Below are 22,156 nucleotides of genomic sequence, written 5' to 3' on the forward strand. Positions count from 1 at the left end.
GGGCATTGATGCCGGCCAGTCCCAGACGCGCCACGCTGGCCACCGTCGCGGCCTCGGCCGGCGTCTCGGTGGCGACCGTGTCCAAGGTGCTCAACGGCCGCAGCGACGTGGCGCCGGCGACCCGGACCCTGGTGGAGTCGCTGCTGCGGGAGCACGACTATGTCGGGCTGTCGCCGCGCCGGGGCGAGTCCGCCGTGACGGACACCGTCGAGGTGCAGTTCGACGACGACTTCAACGCCTACTCCACGGAGATCATCCAGGGCGTGGTCACGGCCGGGGCCGAGCTCGGCGTCGGGGTCGTCGTCAGCGTCAGGAAGAAGATCGACCAACCGGCCGTGTGGGCCCGCCATCTGGCCGCCGCCGGGCGCCGGGCGCTGATCTCCGTCACGTGCCACGAGCTCACCACGCGGCAGCTGACCGCTTTGTCGCGCGTTCAGCTGCCGCTGGTCATGATCGACCCGCTCAACCTGCCGGATGCCAGCGCGACCAGCGTCGGCTCGACCAACTTCGCCGGCGGGCTGGCCGCGACTCAGCACCTGCTCTCCCTCGGTCACCGGCGCATCGCCTATATCGGCGGGCCCACCACCGCCGCCTGCAACCAGGCGCGGCTGCACGGCTATCGCGCCGCCATGGAGGCCGAAGGGGCGCCCGTGCTGCCCGGCTACACGCGGTTCGGGCAGTTCCGCTACCAGGTCGGCCTGGAGCACGGCGCGGCCGTGCTCGGCCTGCCTGAGCCGCCGACGGCGATCTTCGCCGGCTGCGACGAGATGGCGCTCGGCGTCATGGAGGCCGCCAGGGCGCGGGGCCTGCGCATCCCCGAGGACCTCAGCATCGTGGGCTTCGACGACACCCAGATCGCCCGGATGGCCTCGCCGCCGCTGACCACCGTACGCCAGCCGCTGCGGGAGATGGGCGGCGTCGCCCTGCGCACCGCGCTGCGGCTGGCGGCCGGCGAGAAGGTCGACTCCCATCACGTCGAGCTGGCCACCGAGCTCGTCGTCCGCGGCTCCACGGCGGACGTGACCTGCTCGGAGCATGCCTGAGAGGCCTCCGGCCGGGTAAGACGTCCTTGATCGGGGGTGGGACGTCATGCGGGGCGAGGACGGGGAGCCGCAGGCCGGCCCGCTGCGAGACCGGGACGCGGGACCGCCGGGCGGTCCGCCAGAAGACCGTGCCGGGGGGTCGGCGGACGGCTGCACGCCGGGCGTGGTCGACGAGATGCTCGGCGGGCTGCTACGCGCCAACCACCTGGCCTCGCTGGAAGACCTGCCCGGCCTGGTCGCCGAGTACGCCGGCCGCGCCGGGCTCGCGCACGCCATGCTGTACGTCGCGGACCTGCAGCAGCAGTTCCTCGTGCCGCTGCCGGGCCAGTGCGACGAGGTAGGCAAGCCGCTGGAGCGCATCCCCATCGACACCACCGTCGCAGGCAAGGCCTTCCGCGGCGTGGAGCCGGTCCAGGCCCGCACCGCCACCGCCGCGGCCGAGACCAGCGAGCCCTTCAGCGGGGACGGGCCCCGGCGGTTGTGGGTGCCGCTGCTGGACGGCACGGACCGGATCGGCGTACTAGGCGTGATCGTCCCCGTCGCCGACCAGGCCGTCCTGGCTCGGGTGAGCCGGCTGGCCGCCCTCGTCGCCCTGCTGATCGAGAGCAAGCGCCCCTTCAGCGACGTGTACGCCCAGCTCCTGCGGACCCGGCCGATGGCCCTGTCCGCCGAGGTGTTGTGGAACCTGATGCCCGGCGCGACGTTCGCCAACGACCGGGTCGTGGTCAGCGCCGCGCTGGAGCCGGCCTACGAGGTGGGCGGGGACGCCTACGACTTCGCGCTCAACGGCGACGTGCTGCGGCTGGCGATCTTCGACGCGATGGGACACGACACCTCGGCCGGCCTTACCGCCACCATCGCCATGGGCTGCTTCCGCAAACACCGCCGCGAGGGCGCCGACGTCCTGGCCGCCGGCGAGGCCATCGACGAGGCGATCGCGGACCACTTCATCGCCACCCGGTTCGCCACCGGCATCCTGGCCGACCTGGACACCCGCACCGGGCGGTTGATCTGGGCCAACCGAGGCCATCCTCCGCCGGTGGTGCTGCGCCGCGGCCAGCCGGTCGCCACGCTGGACGGCGTGTTCGGCACGCCGATGGGACTCAGCCTCGGGCTGCCCACCGAGCTCGGCCGTTACCAGCTGGAGCCGGGGGACCGGCTGCTGCTCTACACCGACGGCGTGATCGAGGCTCAGGACCCCCAAGGGCAGCTGTTCGGCCTGGAACGTTTCATCGACTTCGTCATCAGGCGCGAAACCGATGGCGTGCCGGCCCCCGAGACGCTGCGCCGGTTGATCAACACCATCCTCGACCACCAGCACGGCTGGCTCCAGGACGACGCGACCGTGCTCCTGGTGGAGTGGCGCGCCGAGCAGCAGCACCGGCTGACACCGTGAGGCCGCTGGAGGGCTCAGGCCGGGTGGCATTCCCGGGCTCCCGCGTCTCGGCGCGACGGCGGGCGGGGACCGGGCCCGAATCCTCCAGAGGGCTCAGGGTTCACCTGCGGGAAGGGCACCACCTCCGGTTTCGCGCCGTACGGCACATGCAGCTCCGCAATCGTTGACCGATCGCTGAGCTTTATGGGCGAGGACCGCATATGTCCCGCATGTTTCGCGACGATAGATCCGACTTTTAATTCTTGTCAACGGAAGTTCTGCCGATATCCGAAGTAAGGTAGAGCGCATGCCAACTGGAGCACATGGTCAGGTTCCGGGGGCGGGCGCGCTGCTGGCCATCCTCAGGGACGGGCAGGCCCGTACCCGCGGGGAGCTCGCCGAGCTCACGGGACTGTCCAGGTCCACGGTGTCGCAGCGGCTGGACGGGCTGATGGACCACCGCTGGGTCGTGGCCGGCGAGGGCGCGATCTCCTCAGGGGGCCGGCCCGCCACGGTGTTCGCCTTCAACGGGGGAGCGCGGGTCGTGCTGTCGGCCGACCTCGGCGCCACGCATGCCCGCCTGGCCGTGCTCGACCTCGGCCTGACCGTGCTCGCGGAGCGGGCTGTGGAAATGCCCGTCGACCAGGGTCCCGAGCGCACGCTCGGCTGCGTCGTGGACACCTTCCACGAGCTGCTCGCCGCGACGGGCCGCGACCCGGTGCAGGTGTGCGGGGTGGGCGTCGGCCTGCCGGGGCCGGTCGAGCACGCCTCGGGACGGCCGGCGAACCCGCCGATCATGCCAGGCTGGGACGGCTTCGCCGTGCCGGAGTGGCTGGGCGCGCGGCTGGGCGCCCCTGTCCTCGTCGACAACGACGTGAACATCATGGCTCTCGGCGAGCACTGGGCCGCGCGACCGGAAGTCGATCACTTGATCTTCATCAAGATGGGCACCGGCATCGGCTGCGGCATCATCACCGGCCGCCGGCTGCACCGGGGCGCGCAGGGTGCGGCGGGAGACGTCGGCCACGTACGGGTGCCGGCCTCGGACGCGCCGTGCCGGTGCGGCAACACCGGCTGCCTGGAGGCGGTGGCCGGCGGCGCGTCCATGGCGGCGGCGCTGCGCGCCGCCGGGGTCGAGGCTCGGGGCGGCAGGGACGTGGTGGCGCTCATGCGGGCCGGCGACCTCAGGGCCACCCGGCTGGTCAGGCAGGCGGGCCGGGAGGTCGGCGCCGTCATGGCGGCGATCGTGAACTTCTTCAACCCGTCGGTCATCGTGATCGGCGGCGACCTCGCCGAGGCCGGGGAGCAGGTGCTCGCGGGCGTGCGGGAGACGATCTACAGCCGGTCGCTGCCCCTGGCCACGCAGCATCTCAGCATCAGGGTGAGCGAGCTGGGCGACCGCGCGGGCGTGATCGGCGCCGCGGTCATGGTGGTCGAGCATGTGCTCTCGCCCGAGACGATCGACCGGATCGTCACTAAATGACCACCATTGACCGCGTCACGCGGGCGTAGTACCAATGAGATCGTTCCTGGCTCACGCGGCGGTGGCATGCCGGCGAGGGCCGGGCACGGATCCACCGTGACGTGTTCGGCGCACGCGTCCCTCAAGGAAGGGAAACCCCGCGTGAGCCACCTCCGTGAGCACGAAGAGGCGCTCGGCCGCCGCTTGGGACTCAACCGCCGCCAGTTGTTCGCGGCCACCACCGGCGTCGCCGCCGCGGCCGCCGTATCGCTGGCCCAGCCGGCGCGGGCCGCCACCCGGCAGCCGCTGATCCCGCCGGGCAGACGCGGCATCATCCTCTACACCGTCCGCGACGCGATCTCCCGCGACCCCGCGTCCACGACCCTGCCGTCCGGCTTCCGCCGGGTGCTGGAGACGCTCGCCGACATCGGCTACAAGCGGGTCGAGTTCGCCGGCTACCGCCAGCACGCAGGCTCCGAAGGCGGTGCGAACCTGGAGAGCGTCGCGGGCGCCAGGCTGCTGCGCACCTGGCTCGACGACAACGGGCTCGAGGCCGAGGGCAACCACGGGTTCATCCCCGGTTCGTGGCCGCTGAGCACCGCCGACCTCGACCGGTTCAAGCAGGTCCTGGAGATCGCCAACATCCTCGGTCTGGGGCACGTGGGCACCGGGGCCGACCCCACCAACAGCCCGTACAAGAGCGACTGGGACGTCGCGGCGGAGAAGTGGAACGAGCTCGGCCGGATCGCGGGCGAGGCCGGAGTCAAGCTCTACACCCACAACCACGACGCGGCGTACGCGTTCTTGCTGGACAGCGGCCCGCTCGACGCGCAGGGGCGGCCCACCCGGTCCTCCGGCGTGCGCAAACTGGAGTACTTCTTCGGGATCAGTGACCCCAGGTTCGTGCACTTCGAGATGGACATCTTCTGGGCGCACGTCGCCCAGTACAAACACCGCACCTTCACCGCGCCCGACGGATCGACGCAGACGAACATCTTCGACCCGCTCGCCACCGTGCGCGCACGGGAGCTGCGGTTTCCGCTGTTCCACGCCAAGGACGGCACGTCCAACCCGGCCGTGCCCAACGGGTACGACATGGTGCCGTTCGGCACCGGCGACATCGACTACCGCCGCTTCTTCGCCCGACTGCGGCACATGGGCTTCCACAACCCGATGTACGAGCAGGACAACGCACCCGGGGCCGACCCGGCCCAGTCCCTGCGGTACGCGGAGCTGAGCTACGCCAACATGGCCGAACTGCGCGCCTGAACACAGCCGGACCGCTGCGGGATCCTCCGCCGTTGCCCCGGCGGGTGTAGGCGCACACACCGCTGCCTGCGGTGTTCCGCTGAACGCCGATCACCATAGCGGCCCGGGTCTCGACACCCCTCCCTCCAAGGAGCAGCATCGTCATGCACCCTACCCGAGCGATGGCGGCCGTCCTGGTGGCCGCCGCGACCCTCGCGTTACCCGCCGCGCCCGCGCGGGCGCAGGACCCGGCCACCGTGTGGTCGAGCTACGAGAAGATCACCCTGACCAAGAACGTGGGCGAGCCCATCGACCTCGCGGTCCTGCCGGACCGGCGGGTCCTGCACACCGCCCGCAACGGCGACATCCGCCTGACCGACCCCGCCACGGGCGTTACGAAGATCATCAATACCATCCCGGTCTACGGCAACTCCGAGGACGGGCTCCAGACGATCGCGATCGACCCGGACTTCGCCGCCAACAAGTGGGTGTACGTCTACTACGCGCCCAAGACCATGACCGCGCCGTACCCGGAGACGACCCCGACCGGCTCGGCCCCCAACTCGCTGCCCGCCGGCGCCGACGACACGTACTGGAACCAGTGGAAGGGCTACAACCAGCTGTCCCGCTTCAAGTGGACGGGCAACGCGCTGGACCTGTCCACCGAGCAGGTCATCATCAAGGTCGAGACGCAGCGCGGGCAGTGCTGCCACGTCGCCGGCGACCTCGACTGGGACGCCGACGGCAACCTCTACCTCGCCACCGGCGACAACACGCCGGCCGGCACGCCCGGCGCCAACGGGTACGCGCCCAACAACGACGCGCCCGGCATGAACCCCGGCTTCGACGCGCGGCGCGGCGCGGGCAACACCAACGACCTGCGTGGCAAGATCCTGCGGTTCAAGGTGGCCGACGACGGCACGTACACGATCCCCGAAGGCAACCTGTTCCCGCCGGGGACGGACAAGACCCGGCCGGAGATCTTCGTCATGGGGGTCCGGAACCCGTTCCGCATCGACGTCGACCCGGCGACCGGCACCCTGTCGTGGGCCGACTACGGGCCCGACGCCGGCGCCGGCGACCCCAACCGGGGACCCCTGGGCTACGTCGAGTGGAACGTCACACCGCTCACCAAGCCCATGAACAGCGGCTGGCCGTACTGCACGGGCAACCACTTCAACTACAACGACTGGGACTTCGCGACCGTGCAGCCGGGGCCGTGGTTCGACTGCGCGGCCGGGCCGCAGAACACCTCGCGCTGGAACACCGGCCTCACCCAGATCCCGGCCGCCGTGCCGGCCGACCTCTACTACGGCGACAACAACACCCACCAGCCCGCCGCATGGGCCGGGCTGACCGACTTCGAGCCGCAGGGCGGGCAGGGGCCGATGGGCGGCCCGATCTACCACTACGACGCGGCGAACCCCGCGCCCGGCAAGTTCCCGCAGTACTGGGACGGCAAGGCGTTCTTCGCCGAGTTCTCGCAGGACTACCTCGCGGCCTTCACCGTCACGTACCCCGACGGCCCGGTCACGGCGCTGGAGCACTTCCTGCCCAACAGCGCGCTGCGGACGGCCGCGCAGCCGATCACCGACAGCCCGATGGACATCGAGTTCGGCCCCGACGGCTCCCTGTACGTGCTGGACTACGGCGACGGCTTCTTCCGCGCCAACCCGGACGCCGGGCTCTACCGCATCGACTACACACCCGACAACAAGACGCCCCAGGCACGGATCGCCGCCGAGCCGACGTCGAGCAGCCGGGCACCGCTCACGGTCACGTTCGACGCGCGCGGCTCGACCGACACCGAGCCGGGGACGTTGACGTACGAGTGGGACTTCGACGGTGACGGCACGTTCGACGGCACCGGGGCCACGGCCACGCACACCTACACCGAGCTGGGACAGTACGTGGCGCGGCTGCGGGTCACCGACGCCGGCGGCCGGGCGGGGCTCGCCTCGACCGAGATCACCGTGGGCAACACCGCACCCGAGGTGACCATTCAGACGCCGCCGGACGGGGCGTTCTTCGACTGGGGCGACGTGGTGCCGTACAAGATCGGGGTGACGGACGCCGAGGACGGGAACACGCCCGTGTGCGGCCGGGTGCAGTGGACGTTCGGGCTCGGCCACGACACGCACGCGCACCCGGAGACCACCGGCACGGGCTGCGCCGGCGCCTGGCCCACCCCGGCGAACGCGCCGGAACACGGCGAGACGGAGAACATCTACGGCGTCGTGGTCGTCACCTATCGGGACAACGGCAACGGCGGCATCCCCGGCGCGCTCGGCGAGGCCGCCCTCGTGCTCAACCCGAAGCAGGTGCAGGCCGAGCACGCCGACGAGAGCAGCGGCGTGACGACCACGCCCGACGACGGCGCGTCCGGCCGGGCAAAGGTCACCTCGTTCGACGCCGGCGACTGGATCGCCTACGACCCGGTCAACTTCACCGGCATCAGCGGGGTGCGGACCAGGGCCACCGGCGCCGGGACGCTCTCGCTCCGCTGGGGCTCGGCCACCGCCGAGCCGTTCGCCACCGTCGAGGTGCCGGCCGGTGACGGCTGGCAGACGGTGACGACCTCGTTCGGTGCGGCCCCGACCGGAAGCGGGCGGCTGTACGTCACCTCGACCGGGGGCGTGGTCGTGGACGTCTTCACGTTCCTCGGCGACGGTGTCGCCGACACCAGCCCGCCCACAGTCACGGCCGCGCTCAACCCGGCCCAGCCGAACGGCCAGAACGGCTGGTACACCGGCAACGTCACGCTCACCGTCACCGCCACCGACGACGGCACCGTCGCGAGCCGGCAGTACTCCCTCGACGGCGGCACCACCTGGGCCAACGCCAACAACCCCGTGACGCTCAGCGCCGAGGGCGCGAAGGAGGTCCGCTACCGGGCCACCGACAACGGCGGCAACGTGTCCCAGGTCGGCAGCGTCACCGTCAAGATCGACAAGTCGAATCCGGCGCTGACGACGAGCGGGGTGGAGGCCAAGCCGTACGGCGACTCGTCCTCGATCACCCCGGTCCTCACGGCCACGGACGCGGTCTCGGGCGTGGACGGCGTCACGGCCAAGATCGACGGCACTCAGGTCCCGTCCGGCACGGCGATCGAGCTGTGGACGCTGCCGCTCGGCGAGCACCAGCTCACCGGGACCGCCACGGACAAGGCGGGGCGGAGCACGACGCAGACGGTGACGTTCTCCACCACGACGTCGTACGCCGACCTGAGGACGCTCGTGGCCCGCTTCGCCAAGAGCGGCTCCGTGACGCACAAGGCCGCCGCCGAGCTGCTGAAGCAGCTCGACCTGGCCGAGTGGCACGAGAAGCGGGGCAGGCCGGCACCGGCGATCGACGCGCTGCGGCAGTTCATCAAGGTCGCCGAGAAGCATGACAACGTGCGGGACGCGACCGTACGCGCCGCCCTCGTCCGGGACGCCCAGGCGCTGATCGCCCGGTTGAAGGAGGTGTAGCGACGCGCGGGGAGGGCCCCTCTCGGGCCCTCCCCACTCCATGATCGCTCCTGACCGAGCCTCAGTGAGGTGCCGGGGCCTTTCGGATCAGGAGCACGATTCCGGCCATGAGGGTGGCGGCCGAGCAGGCGCAGATCGTGCGGATGGCCGGGACGTACCAGACGGGGCCCTCGGTGATCGCCTGGTTGACGTTTTCGTCGGTGTCGCCCAGGAAGAACGGCGTCAGGGTGGAGGCGGCCATGAGGAGCGGGAGGTAGAGCAGGGACAGCAGCATTGCGGCGGCCTGCGTGCCGGTGGTGGCGCCGATCTTCCTGACCTGCCACGCGAGCACCGCCAGGGCGACCGTGACGAGGGCGAACAGCAGGCCGTAGCCGCGCACGGCGGCCGCGGCCGCCTCCAGGAACATGTCGCCGATGTCCGGATACCCCGCCAGGTCCGGGCCCTTGATCCGGGCCTGCTCGTAGGCGACGTGGCGGGCCTCGGCGATGGCCGGCGGCGCGAGCAAAGTGATGATCGGACCGGCCGCCATTGACGCGGCGATCAGCGCGGCAGGAGCCCCGCCGCCGGCAAGTGCTGTGGCGGGTGCGGCGGGCCTGTCGTCGGCGGGCGCCGCGGTCGGTGCGGCAGCCAGGCGGACCAGACCCGCGATCAGCGGGGCCGCAGCACACACGGCCACCGCCGCGATCACGACCGAGAGCCAGGCCGGCGCCCCGTACGCGAGCGCGGCGCCGAGCATGACAAGCGCGTACGGCACCACGACGGCCGCTCCCGCGATCAGCACCGGCTTTGCCCGGCTGCCCCTCCTGGCCGCCAGCGCCAGCACGAGCAGGTACGCGGCGACCGCGGCCAGGAACACCACGGCGGAGCGGTCCGCCGAGGCCAGGCGCAGCGCCGCGGCGACCGCGAGGGTGGCCACCAGCATGGGCCATACGGTCAGCCGGCTCGCGGCGGTGCCGTGCCCGGGGATCGCCACCAGTCCCAGCACGTAGGTCAGCCCGGCGAGCCCGAGCACCGCCAGACCGGCGATCCGAGGCCAGGACGGCACCACCGAGGTCTGCGCGAGAGCCAGTGACCAGAGGCCGAGCAGGTAGAGCGAGCCGACCAGGCCCGCTGCCAACGACCCCAGCGGCCTGCCCCGCCGCACCAGCAGCGCGGCCACGCCGATCAACGGCGACGTGATGACGTAGAACGCGATGGTGAGCTCCAGCGGCCACGTGTCGTTCGACTCGTCCACCGCCAGGGTGGCGAGGTTGGTCCCGGCGAGCGCGGCGCCGTACGCCGGCGCGAGCCCCAGCAGCGCGGCCGCCACCACGTTCTTCCTCATGACGGTTGGACGCGGGTGGCGGGCCGATGGTTCGGAGCAGGGTTGGAGCTGTCCGCGGCTGACATGCCGCTGAGACCCGGGGTCAGAGCGCGGCCCGCACAGCGGCCAGACAGCGCTCCACGGCCGCGCGCGGCGCGAACGCGTAGCCGCCGTCGCCGAACAGCTCGAAGGTCATGTGTCCGCGATAACGGCGCCGCTCCAGCGCGCCCAGGTACTCCCGCAGCGGCAGCTCCCCGTCGCCCCAGGCCAGATGCCCGGTGGGCCGGCCGTCGATCAGGTGCACGTGGCGGACGCGGTCGCCGAGCGCGTCGAAGTAGTCGTCCACCGTCTCCCCGGCCGCCGCCATGGCCACCGTGTCCAGCACGGCCCCCAGGTTCGGCGCGCCGATCTCGTCGATCATCCTGGCGAGCGCGCGGGAGTCGTTGACGAGGTTGGACTCCACGCGCTGGAGGGCTTCCAGCACGCAGGTGATGCCGAGCGTCCGCGCGTACGCGGCGATCTCGCCGATCGCGTCGGCGGAGCGCCGCCACGCGGCCGCCACCGGCTCGTCCTCGAAGCCCCGCCCCGGCGTGAGCAGCAGCAGCTCCGCGCCGAGCTCCGCGCACAGCTCGGCGGCACGGCGGAACATGGCGATGCTCCCCTCGCGCAGCCAGGAGACCGGGGAGGCCACGTTGACCGGGTACATCACCTGCTCGGGCGTCAAGCAGCGCACGACGAGCCCTCGTGAGGCGGCGGCGCGGCGGATCTCGCGCGCCTCGGCGCCGCTCAGCCGCGGGACGTGCAGCTGCGGCGCGACGCCCCACAGCTCCAGCTGCTCGCGGCCGAGGTCGGCGGCGTCGTCGAGGAAACGGTGGAACGGCAGGTGCTGGTAGGCGAAGTTCGAGCCGGTGATCTGCTCGAGTTCCATGGAAGGCTCCTTACTTGCCGACCCCGTCGGCGAGGCCCTTGACGATGTAGCGCTGGCCGAGGAAGAACAGCAGCACCACCGGGAGCGCCGCGATCACCATCCCGGCGAAGACGACGGGGTAGTCGGTGCCGTGCTTGCTCATCAGGCTCGTCAGCCCGACCGGCAGGGTCTGCACGCCGGCGCCGCTGGTGAAGACCATCGCGAACAGGTACTCGTTCCAGGTGAAGAGGATGTGCAGCAGCACCGTCGAGGTGATGATCGGCTTGCACATCGGCAGGATGACCCGCCAGAAACAGGTCCAGCGGCCCGCGCCGTCCATCGCCGCGGCCTCGTCCACCTCGCGCGGCAGGTCGATCATGTACGCCCGGATGAGGAACGTCGTGAACGGGATGCGGAAGGCGGTGTACAGGATCAGCAGCGCCCAGAACGTGTTGTACAGCCCCATCGCCTGGAACATCTTCACCAGCGGCACCAGCGCCACGGTCGGGGCCAGCATGAGCCCGCCCAGGACGGCCGCCGTGAGCGTCTTGCCGAAGGGCACGTCCACCCGGGTCAGCCCGTACGCGGCCCACGCGCTGACGAACACGGTGGCGACCGTCGAGGTCAGCGTGACCAGCACGCTGGTGGTGAGGTAGTCGCTCACGCCGCGGTTCCACGCCTTGGCGTAGTTGCCGAAGCTCCAGTCCAGAGGGAGCGCGAACGGGTCGCCGAACAACTCGGCGTTCGTCTTGAACCCGTTGAGCGTCATCCACAGCAGCGGATAGAGCACGACCACGGCCAGGGCCAGCAGGAACGCCCACATGAAGACGCGGGCGATCACCCCGAGGAAGCTCAGGCGCGTCACCATTCCACCCTTCTCCGGCGGGCCGCCCACAGCTGCGCCACCGCGATGCCGAGCGTGATCACGAACAGGACGGTCGCGATCGCGGCGGCGTACCCGAAGTTGTTGCGGACGAAGCCGCTGCGGTAGAGCCACGTGCCCAGCACCTGCGTCGAGTTGTTGGGACCGCCCGCCGTCATCACCATGACCTCGTTGAACACCTGGAACGCGCCCGAGATCGTGACGATCGCCATGAGCCCGGTCATCTCCCGCACCAGGGGGACCGTCACGTGGAAGAAACGCCCGACGGGGCCGACGCCGTCGATGGCCGCGGCACCGTAGATCTCCCTCGGGATGCGCTGGATGGCGACGGCGAACAGCAGGGTGGAGTACCCGAAACCCTGCCATTGGCTCATCGCGATGATCGCCGGCATGGCCGTGCTCTCCTGGCCCAGCCAGGCCTGGGCGAGGCCGTCGAGCCCGGCCGCCCGCAACGCGTGGTTGAGCGGGCCGAGGTTCGGCTCGTAGATGAAGTAGAACAGCAGGCCCGCCACGGTCAGCGAGATCGCCGACGGGATGAAGTAGACCGCCCGCAGCACCCGTTGCCACCGCTCGGAGCGCACGCTGTCGAGGAGCGCGGCCAGCAGGAGCGCGCCGAGCACCTGGAACCCGACGGAGACCACCGCGTACAGGACGTTGTTGCCGAGCGCGGACCAGAAGACCGGGTCGTCGACGAGCCTGGCGTAGTTGTCCAGCCCGACGTACTCCTGGCTTCCGCTGTAGATGTCCCACTTGAGCGTGCTGAACTGGAGGTTCTGCACGAGCGGCAGGTAGACGAACACTCCGACCAGCACGAGGGCGGGAACGACCCACGCGAGCCCGAGCGTCCTTCGCAGGGTGGCGCGCACGGCTACTTGGCCGCGTCCGAGGCCTGGCGCACGCTGTCGAGCACCTTCTCGGCGGTCGTGCCGCCGCTGATGAGCGCCTCGCCGCCGGCCAGCCAGGCGTCGGCCACCTCGGGCACGGTGACGGTGTCGAGCCAGATTGCCAGCTTCGGTGCCTTGTTGACCAGTTGCACGCCTTCGTACACGGCCTTGCTGGAGGTCTCGGGCGTGACCGCGCCGATGACCGTGCTCGGCTGCCCGTACGGCGGCGCGGACAGGACCTTGGCGTTCTCCAGGCCCGTGGCGAACTTCATGAAGTCCACGGCGAGCGCGACCCGTGGCGACTTGGCGTTGATCAGGTAGCCCTCGGGCGAGCCCTCCAGCACCGCGGGGTCGCCGGCGGCGTTCTTGGGGACGGGCAGCGGGAAGATGCCGAAGTCGTCCGGCTTGACCTTGCCGGACGTGGCGTTGTCGAACTCCAGGATCTCCTGGTAGTACATGGCCGCCTTGCCGCCCGCGAAGGCCTCCTGGGCGGAGGTGTAGAGCACGCCGTTGGTGCCGCTCTTGGTGTCGGTGCACTGGTCGACCAGTGTCTTGAACTGGTTGAGCGAGGTCACGTAGCCAGGGTCGGCGAGCTTGGCCGTCTCAGGGACGAAGTCCGCCTCGAGGGTGGCCTGCGGCACGTTGTAGGCGAACAGCTGCTGCAGGTAGTGCAGCGCGGGCCAGCCGTCCTTGTTGCCGAACGCGATGGGCTCGTACCCGGCCTTGCGCAGCGGCCCGCAGGCGGCGATGAGGTCCTCGAACGCGGCCGGCACCGTCACGCCGGCCTTCTCGAACGCCTGCTTGTTGTAGCCCATGAACTTGCCGTTGCCGTACAGCGGGATGCCGTAGTTCTTGCCGTCGCGGGCGAAGGCGGCCAGCGAGCCGGGGCTGAACGTCTTGCCCCACTCGGTGTCCGGACCGATCACCTTGGTGAGGTCGGCGGCGCGTCCGCCCCGGATGTAGTTGTCCGCCCAGTTGCCGGTCCAGGTGAAGTAGATGTCCGGGAGGGCGTCGGACGCCGTGAGCGTCTTGAGCTTGTCCTTGACGCTCTGGTCGGTCTCCTGGATCAGCTCGACCTTCACCTGCGGGTGCTTCTTCTGGTACTCGGCCGCGAGGTTCTCGAAATACGCGTCGGTCGGGTCACCCGCGAACTTGGTGAGGATGCTCAGCGTTCCGGAGAACTCCGGCGTCGCGGCCGCGTCGGCCGCCGGGGCTTGCGCGGGTCCGCCTCCGGAGCAGGCGGCCAGCGTGAGTGTCCCGAGGAGTGCCGCGAACGTCGGCAGTACGCGAGGGCGCATGGGCTTCCTTTCTTCGGTCCGCCGTGGTGTGGGCCGACCATACAGCGCGTCTGATACCGGTACCACCCCCTTACGCCAAGATCTTTCTTTCGTTAATGCGCTGTGACGTTGACGGAATGCAGGGGGCTGTGTCAGCGTTGGCCTCCGCCTGATACCGGTATCACACGAAGGAAGGGACGCGGCGATGCTCGGGTTCAATGAGCCGGAATTCCTCGCCCAGGTGGCGAGCGCGGTGGGCCTGCGGCCTCAGATCGAGGAGGTGGTCGACCGGCTCGTGGACGAGGGGTTCGACAGCCTGCTCCTCGTCGGGGCCGGCGGCACGTACGCCCAGATGTGGCCGTACGAGCACCTCGCCCGGCGCCACTCCACGCTCGACGTGCGGGCCGCCATCGCCGCCGAGCTGGTCGTCTCCGGTGACGCCCGCCTCGGCGAGCGCACGGTGGCGGTTTTCACCTCCGTCTCCGGGACCACCGACGACAGCATCCGCGCCATCGAGTACTGCAAGTCCAAGGGCGCCTACACGATCTCCTTCACCGGCTACCCCGACTCGCCCGTCGCCACGAAGGTGGACCAGGCGTTCGTCTCCCAGCCCAAGACCTGGCCCTTCGACATGCAGATGCTGCTGTTCATGGGCCGCCTGCTGGCCCGCAGGGGCGAGTTCGACGGCTACGACCAGCTCGCCGGCGAGCTGGCCGGCATCCCGGAGATCCTCGTCGAGGTGGCCCGGCAGGCCGAGTCCAAGGCCGCCGCCTTCGCCGAGGCGCACAAGGACACCGGCTACCACTTCCTCATCGGCGGCGGGAACCTCTGGGGATTCACGTACCTGTACTCGATGTGCATCCTCGAGGAGATGCAGTGGCTGCGCACCACCCGCGTGCACAGCGCCGAGTTCTTCCACGGCTCGCTGGAGCTGCTCGAAGAGGACACCAGCGTCATCATCTTCCAGGGTGAGGACGAGACGCGCCCGCTGACCGACCGCGCGGAGGCGTTCGCCCGGCGCGTCTCCAAGGACGTCACCGTCTTCGACACCCGCGACTACCCGCTCACCGGCATCAGCCCGGAGTTCCGCGGCCTGCTCGCGCCGCTCGTGCTCGACACCGTCATGAGCAGGGTCAGCAAGCACCTGGAGCGGGTCCGCGACCACTCACTCGACCTGCGTCGCTATTACCGCGTCATGGACTACTGACCGATGAGGGTGCTCGGCTTCGGCGACAACATCGTCGACCGGTTCGTCGACCGGGGCGTCGACTACCCCGGCGGCAACAGCGTCAACGTCGCCGTCTATGCCCGCCGCCTCGGCGTCGAGGCGGCCTACCTGGGGGTCTTCGGCGACGACGACCTCGGCCGCTTCCTCGGCGAGTCGATCGCCGCCGAAGGGGTGGCCGTCGACCACTGCGTCGTCCGTACGGGTGAGAGCGGCGTCTCCCACCTGCGGGTCGACGACGGCGAGCGGGTCTTCCTCGGCTGGAACGGCGGCGGCGTCACCGTGCGGGAGCCGCTCGTGCTCGACGAGGACCTGCTCGGTTACGCGGGCGGCTTCGACCTCGTGCATTCGAGCGTCTACTCGCGCAGCGAGGCCGAGCTGCCGAAGCTGGCCGCGCTCGGCACCTTGGTCAGCTTCGACCTGTCCAGCGAGGAGGAGCACCGCGCCGCCGCCTATCTCGACCAGGTCTGCCCGCACGCCGACCTCGTGCTGCTGTCCTGCTCGGACCTCTCCGAGCCCGCCACCGCCGAGCTGCTCGCCGAGACGGTACGGCGCGGCGCCCGGCTCGCGCTCGGCACCCGCGGCGTGGAGGGGGCCATCGCCCACGACGGCCACGTCACGGTCGCGGGCTCGGCGCTGCTCGTGGACGGGCCGATCGTGGACACGATGGGGTGCGGCGACGCCTTCCTCGCCGGGTTCGCGGTCTCGCTGCTGCGTGACGGCTGGACGGTGGCCGCCCGGCCGGATCGCGGCATGCTGGAGCGGGCGCTGCTCGGGGGCGCCCGGGCGGCGTACGAGCAGTGTTTCGTCGAGGGCGCCTTCGGTCACGGCCGCCCGACGTCCGTGACTAGCATGTGATGGGCCGATCGGGAGCGAGGGACGGGATCCATGCCAGCTGAGCGCGGCCAGGCCGGGCCGACGATCTCCGAGGTGGCGGCCGAGGCGGGCGTGGGCCGCGCCACGGCGGCCCGCACGCTCGGCGGCTACGGATACGTCAGCCCGGAGCTGCGCGCGCGGGTGCTCGCGGCCGCCGAGAAGCTCGGCTACCGCGCCAACGCGCTGGCCAGGAGCATGTCCACCGGCGTGACCCACACGCTGGGCGTGATCGTGGCCGACATCGGCAACCCGTTCTTCGCGGGGCTGCTGCGGGGCATCTCCGACACCTCGCGGGCCCGGGGGTTCGACGTCATCGTGCTGAGCACGTACGAGGACCTCCAGGAGGAGATCGCGGCCACGAACGTGCTGATCGACAAGCGCGTCGACGGCGTCATCGTGGCCTCGGCCGCCCTCCAGCGCAACCAGGTCGCGCACATCAAGTCGGCCATGGACCGGGGCATCCCCGTCGTGCTCGTGGACCGGGCCGTCGCCGCGCTCGACCTCGACGCGGTCGTGATCGACAACCGCGACGCGGCGCGGGAGGCGGTCGAAGGGCTCGTCGCGGCCGGGCACCGCCGGATCGGGTTCGTGTGGGGACCGCCGGTGGCCGAGCCGCCGTCCACCAGGCGCGAGCTGGTGGCGGCGGCCTCACGCAACCTGTGGACCGACGGCGAGCGGTTGCGCGGCTATCTCGACGCGCTCGACGACGCGCACATCCCCTTCGACCCGGAGCTGGTGATGGTGGGGCCGAAGACGGAGGCACGGGTGGTGCTCGAGGTCGGCCGCATGCTGGCGCTGCCCGATCGCGTCACGGCCGTGTTCTGCACTGAGACGGACGGCATGACCGGCACGCTGCGGGCCCTGCGGGCGGCCGGGCTGTCCTACCCGGACGACGTGTCGCTGATCGGGTTCGACGACAACGCGTGGGCGGCGGTCATGGAGCCGCCGCTCACGATGATCGAGCAGCCGGTGCACGAGCTGGGGGCCAAGGCGGCGGAGGTGCTGCTCGGCATCCTCGCGGGCGCCGAGCCGGCCCGCGAGATGCACACGCTGCGCTCCCGCCTGATCCAGCGGGCCTCGGTGGCGCCGCCGCGGGAGCCTAGCGGTCACTCCACTTGATCTCATACGGCTTCAGCGCCTGCTCCTTGCCGTCCACCGTCGTGCTGACCTGCGCGTCCGTGGTGTTCACCAGCAGCAGCTGGTCCGGCTGGGCCAGCACCCGGACCCTGGGGTCGGAGGAGGTGACCTCCTCAAGCTCGGCCCCGGCCGGGAACCACTTGACGAAGTTGCTCACCAACTGCCCGGTCGGAAGCAGCGCGCCGCTCTTCGGGTGCCACAGGCAGGCCCGGCAGGGACCATCCTTGGCCTGCGGGTTCCAGTAGAGCGCCGTGGCGGCACCGCTCTTGGCGAACTCGATCATGGAGGCGGCCTGGACGGCGAGCCGCTTGTTCTCGCGCCAGGTGGTGCCGTCCTCGGGCTCGAAATACCACTCCGACCACCAGATCGGCATGTCGTCGGTCTTCTTGCGCAGCCACTGGGTGACCGCGCTGAACTTGCTCAGCGCGCCGAACTCGTCGGGCAGCAACTCGTGGGCGTCGGTCGGGGAGGCGCCGTCGACGACGATGAAGTCGGCGCCCTTCTTGTTCTCGTACCAGTAGTTGAAGGCGTCCAGGACGTTCTGATTGACGACGCCCCAGTCGCCGCGCAGCTCGGAGTCGCCGGTCCTGTTGCTGTCGAATCCGATGTACGGACCGCCGATCTTGGCGTCGGGACGGACCGCCTTCACCGCGTCGTAGACCTTGTTGTACAGCTCCGTGTAGCCCTTGTAGTCCGCGGGCTTGGAGTGGTCCTTCCAGAAGCCCTTGAACTCGTTCCAGACCAGGAAGTAGTCGACGTCCTCGTACCGCTCGGCCACGGTCGCCGCCAGCTTGGCGAAGTCGTCGAAGTGCTGCGGGTACGGGGCGTCCTCCAGATGCTCGGCCCAGCCCTCCTGCGACGTCGGGCCCTCGGGGCCGCCCTTCATCCAGTCGGGCGCGCAGCACAGCGTGATGATGGGCGTGCCGCGGGACTGCTTCATGAAGGTGGTGCGGCTGTCGAGGTCCTCCCAGAAGTACTCCTGTCGCCGCGGCTGCGGGTTGAGCGCCCCGAAGCCCATGATGTGCTGGTTCTGCAACATCGGGACGCGGGACAGCGACTGGGCCACGGTCTGCTCGAACTGCGGGGTGACGTTGTTGGCGCTGGTCCCCGTGTGGGTGAATCCCCAGCGCGGCCAGTCGGGCTCCACGGCCGGCGGCTTCTGCGCCTCGGGGGGCGACTGCGTCGCCGACTGCTGTGGCGCGGAGGTGGCGGGATCCGGGCCAGGGGAGGCGACGGTGCCGCAACTCGCTAAGACCAGTGCCAGCGCGGCGGCGGCGATCCCCGGGATCGGCCGCCCCCACATCGATTTCCCGCTATCCGAAGACACCTGGGCTCCTCATGATTCGTTTGGCTGAGCATCGCACGGACGGACGCTTGAGCGGTGGCCGGGAACGTGATTGCCAGTGAAGCGTTACCGCCGGCCGCGCTTCATGGCCGCACCCGCAGGTCGGCGAAGAGCGCGCGGTGGTCGGAGCCCGGCACGTCGTGGATCTGCACGGCGACCGCGCCGGCCCGGCTGTCGGTGAGCACGTGGTCGATGGCCACCAACGGCGGGAGCCTGCGCATCGGCCAGGTCGGCACCAGCCCCTGGCCGGTGGCCGCCGCCGCGTCGGTGTAGCCGGTGTCCAGCAGCCGCCGGAAGACGGCGTGGTCGAGCGTGGCGTTGAAGTCGCCCGCGAGGATCCGTGGCGGGCCCGACGACGGGGCGGGCGGCAGCGTGCTCACGCCGGCCTCCCACTCCGGCACCGTCCTCGGCACGGGCGCCACCGGGTGCACGACCACGACCTCCACGGCCGATCCGCCGGGCAGCGCCACCTCCGCCACCGGCATGTGGTGCCCGACCGGCTGGAACACCCCGGAACGTTCCCGCAGCGGGTACCGCGCGTACACGCCGCTGCCGACCGGGCCCCACGTCTCCGGTTTGCTCACCTGGTACGGCAGCAGCCCCTCGAGTCCGGCCGCCGCCAGCCGGTCACGGGCCGACCAGGTCAGCTCCTGCAGGCTGAGCACGTCCACGTTCAGCCTGCGTACCAGGTCGACGATCACCTGCGTGTCACCGCGCCCGCCGTTGAGGTTGGCGGTCAGCACGCGCAGCGGCCGCCCCTCGGCCGAGCTCGACGTCGCGATCGCCCGTGGCACGACGCACCAGGCCAGGCAGGCGCACACGGCCAGCATGACCGCCATCGCGGCCCGGCTGCGCGTGACGACCGCCACCGCCAGCACGACCAGGGCCGCGACCGCGAAGTACGGCGTGAAGGAGACCAGCGGCACGAGCAGGACCCCCGACTCCAGCCCGCCGAGCCGCACGGCCGTCCCCACGGCGAACACCACCGCGACCCCCACGGTGAGCCGCGCCGCCCACTTGCGCCGGGGCCGGCCCGGCACCGCCTCGTTCGCGGCGGCCTCCTGTAAAAGCACGCCACGAACTTAAGCGGTCATCATTAAATTTCCATGATGGCGGCCCGGTCAGCCGGTCCTGGATCGTCCGCCGGGTCCCGGAACGCGCACGTGAAGACGTGTTCCCCGGATCCTACGGCGATCGGCCGGGAGGGGGCCGACGGCAGGTGGACCGTGGCCGTGGTGTTCGGCGGGACGACCACGCGCAGCTCCAGCCGCCCGCCGGCGCGTTCCCAGCCTGCCTCGGCCCGGCCGAAGGGCGTCTCCAGCGCGGCGCTCGCGCGGGTCAGGCCCCCTCCGGGCCACGGGCGTACCAGCAGCTCGCGGTAGCCGGGGGCGGCCGGCGCCAAGCCGGCGACCGTGCGGTGCAGGAAGTCGGCCACCGCGCCGAGCGCGTAGTGGTTGAAGGAGGTCATCTCGCCGGGGTTGACCGTGCCGTCGGGCAACATGCTGTCCCAGCGTTCCCAGATCGTGGTGGCGCCCATCGTCACGGGATACAACCAGGAAGGGCAGTTGCGCTGCATGAGCAGCGCGTAGGCGGTGTCGTACGCGCCCACGGAGCACAGGGCGTCGCAGACCAGCGGGGTGCCGACGAAGCCCGTGCCGATGCGGTGGTCGTCGGCGGCCACGAGCTGGACCAGCCGGCGGCCCGCCCGTTCCCGCTGCTCCGGCCCGTCCAGCAGGTCCAGGCACACGGCGAGGGCGTAGGCGGTCTGGGTGTCGCAGGCCAGCCGCCCCGACGGGGTGACGAACTCGCGGCGGAAGGCCTCCCGCACCTCCGTCGCCAGCGCGGTGTAGTGCTCGGCGTCGGAGGAGCGGCCGAGCAGCGCCGCGGTGTCGGCCACGATGCGGGCGGTCCAGGCGTGGTAGGCGGTGGCGACGAGCGCGTGGTCGGTCCGCGCCTTGCCCGGATCGTCCGGGGGAGCGGCGGGGTCGAGCCAGTCGCCGAACTGGAAACCCTCGTCCCACAGGTGGTTCCCGCCGGTCAGCCCGGCCACCTGGTCCACCCACGCCGCCATGCTGGGGTACTGGGCGCGCAGCAGCCCGAGGTCGCCGGAGCGCTGGTAGAGCACCCACGGGACGATCACCGCGGCATCACCCCAGGCGGCGGCCGGAGCGGGCGGGAACAGCAGCGACACCCACGGCACGTACGGCGGGACCGTGCCGAGCTCGGCCTGCTCGGCCGCCAGGTCGGCGAGCCAGGACGCCAGCGGTCCCGTGCAGTCGTAGAGGAAGGCGGCGGTGGGGGCGAAGACCTGGATGTCGCCGGTCCAGCCCAGCCGCTCGTCACGCTGAGGGCAGTCGGTGGGCAGGTCGACGAAGTTGCCGCGCATGCTCCACGCGACGTTGTCGTGCAGGCGGTTCAGCAGCGGGTCGGAGCAGTCGAACGCGCCGACGGGCCGCATGTCGGTGTGGCAGACGACGGCCTGGACGTCGGCCGGGTCGAGCTCGCCCGGCCAGTCGTCCACCTGCGCGTAGCGGAAGCCGTGCATGGTGAAGCGCGGCTCCCACTCCTCCGGCCCGGCGTCGCCGCGCAGCGTGTACTGGTCGAGTGCAGCCGCGTCGCGCAGCGGCCGCACCGCCAGGGCGCCGCCCTCCAGGACCTCGGCGTGCCGGAGCGTGACGGTGTGCCCGGCCGGGCCCTGGACGCGGATGCGCAGGCGGCCGGAGATGTTCTGGCCGAAGTCGACGATGGTCTCCCCGGACGGGCCGGTCAGCACCTCGACGGGGCTCAGCGTCTCCACCCGGCGCACGGGCGGGCCCGTCGGCGCCACCAGCCGGGCCGGGTCGTGGCGCAGCAGGTCGGCGGGCAGCCAGGCGGTGTCGTCGAAGCCGGGCTCCGACCAGCCGCGCCGGAGGAGGCGGGCGTCGTGCTTCTCGCCGTCGTACAGGCTCGCGCCTGTGACGGGGCCGGTGGCGCAGCGCCATGCGCCGTCCGTCACGACGGTGTCGATCGTGCCGTCGGCGTAGGTGATCTCCAGCTGGGCGATGAGCGCGGTGCGGTCGCCGTAGATGTCGGTCTTGCCGCCCATGAAGCCGATCCGGCCCCGGTACCAGCCGTCGGCCAGGGTGGCGCCGATGGCGTTGCCGCCCTCGCGCAGCAGGTCCGTGACGTCGTGGGTGCGGTATCGCAGGCGGTGGCCGTAGCTGCTCCAGCCGGGGGCGAGCACGTCGTCGCCGACGACCCGGCCGTTGAGCTCGACCTCGTACGTGCCGTGCGCGGTGACGTACAGGCGGGCCCGCTCCACGCGGCCGCGCAGGACGAACTCGCGGCGCAGCAGCAGCGCGGGCCCGTCCGGCACACCCAGCAGGTCCAGCGGCGGCCCGGCCGCCCCCGCCCGCCACTCGGCCGGGTCCAGCAGCCCGGCCTCGGCCCACGACCAAGGGCTCCAGTCGCTGGCCGAGCCGTCGGCGCCGTACACGCGCACCCGCGCGCCGCGCCGCTCGCGCGAGCGCAGCCCGGTGCCCGGCCAGGGCACGAGCAGCGACTCGCCGGACTCGACGCGGCCGGTCGCCGTGCCGTCGCTCAGCTCGATCTCGTACGCCTGCTGCCGCCAGCCGGGGACGTCGGAGGTGACAGTCCAGGACAGGCGAGGCGCCGGTTCTCCGATGCCGAACGGCTGCTGATGATGCTCGAACGTAGGAGCGTGGAGGTGCAGAGAGGTCAT

The 22,156-nt window shown here is 71.3% G+C and carries 16 protein-coding genes; 8 read left to right on the forward strand and 8 right to left on the reverse strand.

Going from position 1 to position 22,156, the window contains the following annotated elements; genetic code table 11:
* Positions 1-8 precede the first annotated feature (8 nt).
* The 5 genes from EDD27_RS04520 to EDD27_RS04540 all read left to right on the forward strand — a co-directional run bounded on the left by EDD27_RS04520 (position 9) and on the right by EDD27_RS04540 (position 8,598).
* Positions 9-1,043 carry a LacI family DNA-binding transcriptional regulator gene (locus EDD27_RS04520; protein WP_127931216.1) on the forward strand — a complete coding sequence of 345 codons (1,035 nt, stop codon included), beginning with the start codon at positions 9-11 and terminating at the stop codon, positions 1,041-1,043.
* A 46-nt stretch (positions 1,044-1,089) separates the two neighbouring features.
* Positions 1,090-2,439, forward strand: a complete 1,350-nt coding sequence (locus EDD27_RS04525) for a PP2C family protein-serine/threonine phosphatase (protein ID WP_241563865.1) — start codon at positions 1,090-1,092, stop codon at positions 2,437-2,439.
* 286 nt (positions 2,440-2,725) lie between these two features.
* Complete coding sequence (locus EDD27_RS04530) at positions 2,726-3,901, forward strand: ROK family protein (RefSeq protein WP_127931217.1); 1,176 nt, start codon at positions 2,726-2,728, stop codon at positions 3,899-3,901.
* A gap of 141 nt (positions 3,902-4,042) precedes the next feature.
* The gene (locus EDD27_RS04535) at positions 4,043-5,149 is read left to right on the forward strand and encodes a sugar phosphate isomerase/epimerase family protein (RefSeq protein WP_206641243.1); all 1,107 of its coding nucleotides are present in this window, start codon (positions 4,043-4,045) and stop codon (positions 5,147-5,149) included.
* Between the two features lie 143 nt (positions 5,150-5,292).
* Positions 5,293-8,598 (forward strand): PQQ-dependent sugar dehydrogenase, encoded by a 3,306-nt coding sequence (locus tag EDD27_RS04540; protein ID WP_127931219.1) that lies wholly within the window; start codon positions 5,293-5,295, stop codon positions 8,596-8,598.
* A 61-nt stretch (positions 8,599-8,659) separates the two neighbouring features.
* Here the strand turns inward: EDD27_RS04540 and EDD27_RS04545 are convergent, their stop codons facing one another.
* From EDD27_RS04545 to EDD27_RS04565, 5 genes are all read right to left on the reverse strand, one after another.
* Positions 8,660-9,922: a hypothetical protein gene (locus tag EDD27_RS04545; RefSeq protein ID WP_127931220.1), complete on the reverse strand. Its 1,263-nt coding sequence runs from the start codon at positions 9,920-9,922 to the stop codon at positions 8,660-8,662.
* Between the two features lie 82 nt (positions 9,923-10,004).
* A complete protein-coding gene (locus EDD27_RS04550; RefSeq protein WP_127931221.1) occupies positions 10,005-10,829 on the reverse strand; it encodes a sugar phosphate isomerase/epimerase family protein in 825 nt (274 codons plus the stop codon).
* Between the two features lie 10 nt (positions 10,830-10,839).
* Entirely contained in the window at positions 10,840-11,676 is an 837-nt protein-coding gene (locus tag EDD27_RS04555; protein WP_127931222.1) for a carbohydrate ABC transporter permease, read from the reverse strand.
* Positions 11,670-12,557, reverse strand: a complete 888-nt coding sequence (locus EDD27_RS04560; RefSeq protein WP_127931223.1) for a carbohydrate ABC transporter permease — start codon at positions 12,555-12,557, stop codon at positions 11,670-11,672. Before EDD27_RS04560 ends, EDD27_RS04555 begins: the two co-directional genes overlap by 7 nt.
* A gap of 2 nt (positions 12,558-12,559) precedes the next feature.
* Entirely contained in the window at positions 12,560-13,873 is a 1,314-nt protein-coding gene (locus EDD27_RS04565) for an ABC transporter substrate-binding protein (RefSeq protein ID WP_127931224.1), read from the reverse strand.
* Positions 13,874-14,057: 184 nt separating this feature from the next.
* On the opposite strand from EDD27_RS04565, the gene EDD27_RS04570 reads away from it, so the two are divergent.
* From EDD27_RS04570 to EDD27_RS04580, 3 genes are read left to right on the forward strand one after another with little or no spacing between them, the layout of a single operon-like run.
* Positions 14,058-15,059, forward strand: coding sequence for an SIS domain-containing protein (locus EDD27_RS04570; protein WP_127931225.1), 1,002 nt, complete (start codon positions 14,058-14,060; stop codon positions 15,057-15,059).
* Between the two features lie 3 nt (positions 15,060-15,062).
* A complete protein-coding gene (locus tag EDD27_RS04575) occupies positions 15,063-15,935 on the forward strand; it encodes a PfkB family carbohydrate kinase (protein WP_127931226.1) in 873 nt (290 codons plus the stop codon).
* Between the two features lie 30 nt (positions 15,936-15,965).
* Entirely contained in the window at positions 15,966-17,072 is a 1,107-nt protein-coding gene (locus EDD27_RS04580; RefSeq protein WP_127931227.1) for a LacI family DNA-binding transcriptional regulator, read from the forward strand.
* Here the strand turns inward: EDD27_RS04580 and EDD27_RS04585 are convergent.
* The 3 genes from EDD27_RS04585 to EDD27_RS04595 form a co-directional block, all read right to left on the reverse strand.
* Positions 17,053-18,417: a glycoside hydrolase family protein gene (locus EDD27_RS04585; RefSeq protein WP_127931228.1), complete on the reverse strand. Its 1,365-nt coding sequence runs from the start codon at positions 18,415-18,417 to the stop codon at positions 17,053-17,055. The genes EDD27_RS04580 and EDD27_RS04585 overlap by 20 nt on opposite strands.
* A 101-nt stretch (positions 18,418-18,518) precedes the next feature.
* The gene (locus EDD27_RS04590; protein ID WP_127931229.1) at positions 18,519-19,508 is read right to left on the reverse strand and encodes an endonuclease/exonuclease/phosphatase family protein; all 990 of its coding nucleotides are present in this window, start codon (positions 19,506-19,508) and stop codon (positions 18,519-18,521) included.
* Between the two features lie 23 nt (positions 19,509-19,531).
* Positions 19,532-22,156 carry an alpha-L-rhamnosidase gene (locus EDD27_RS04595; RefSeq protein WP_127931230.1) on the reverse strand — a complete coding sequence of 875 codons (2,625 nt, stop codon included), beginning with the start codon at positions 22,154-22,156 and terminating at the stop codon, positions 19,532-19,534.

Source organism: Nonomuraea polychroma (assembly GCF_004011505.1).
GTDB classification, from domain to species: Bacteria; Actinomycetota; Actinomycetes; order Streptosporangiales; family Streptosporangiaceae; genus Nonomuraea; species Nonomuraea polychroma.

Coding starts and splice junctions, on each gene's coding strand:
- EDD27_RS04520 (WP_127931216.1), top strand. CDS start 9: ATGCCGGCCAGTCCCAGACGCGCCACGCTGGCCACCGTCGCGGCCTCG.
- EDD27_RS04525 (WP_241563865.1), top strand. CDS start 1,090: ATGCGGGGCGAGGACGGGGAGCCGCAGGCCGGCCCGCTGCGAGACCGG.
- EDD27_RS04530 (WP_127931217.1), top strand. CDS start 2,726: ATGCCAACTGGAGCACATGGTCAGGTTCCGGGGGCGGGCGCGCTGCTG.
- EDD27_RS04540 (WP_127931219.1), top strand. CDS start 5,293: ATGCACCCTACCCGAGCGATGGCGGCCGTCCTGGTGGCCGCCGCGACC.
- EDD27_RS04545 (WP_127931220.1), bottom strand. CDS start 9,922: ATGAGGAAGAACGTGGTGGCGGCCGCGCTGCTGGGGCTCGCGCCGGCG.
- EDD27_RS04550 (WP_127931221.1), bottom strand. CDS start 10,829: ATGGAACTCGAGCAGATCACCGGCTCGAACTTCGCCTACCAGCACCTG.
- EDD27_RS04555 (WP_127931222.1), bottom strand. CDS start 11,676: ATGGTGACGCGCCTGAGCTTCCTCGGGGTGATCGCCCGCGTCTTCATG.
- EDD27_RS04565 (WP_127931224.1), bottom strand. CDS start 13,873: ATGCGCCCTCGCGTACTGCCGACGTTCGCGGCACTCCTCGGGACACTC.
- EDD27_RS04570 (WP_127931225.1), top strand. CDS start 14,058: ATGCTCGGGTTCAATGAGCCGGAATTCCTCGCCCAGGTGGCGAGCGCG.
- EDD27_RS04575 (WP_127931226.1), top strand. CDS start 15,063: ATGAGGGTGCTCGGCTTCGGCGACAACATCGTCGACCGGTTCGTCGAC.
- EDD27_RS04580 (WP_127931227.1), top strand. CDS start 15,966: ATGCCAGCTGAGCGCGGCCAGGCCGGGCCGACGATCTCCGAGGTGGCG.
- EDD27_RS04595 (WP_127931230.1), bottom strand. CDS start 22,156: ATGACCTCTCTGCACCTCCACGCTCCTACGTTCGAGCATCATCAGCAG.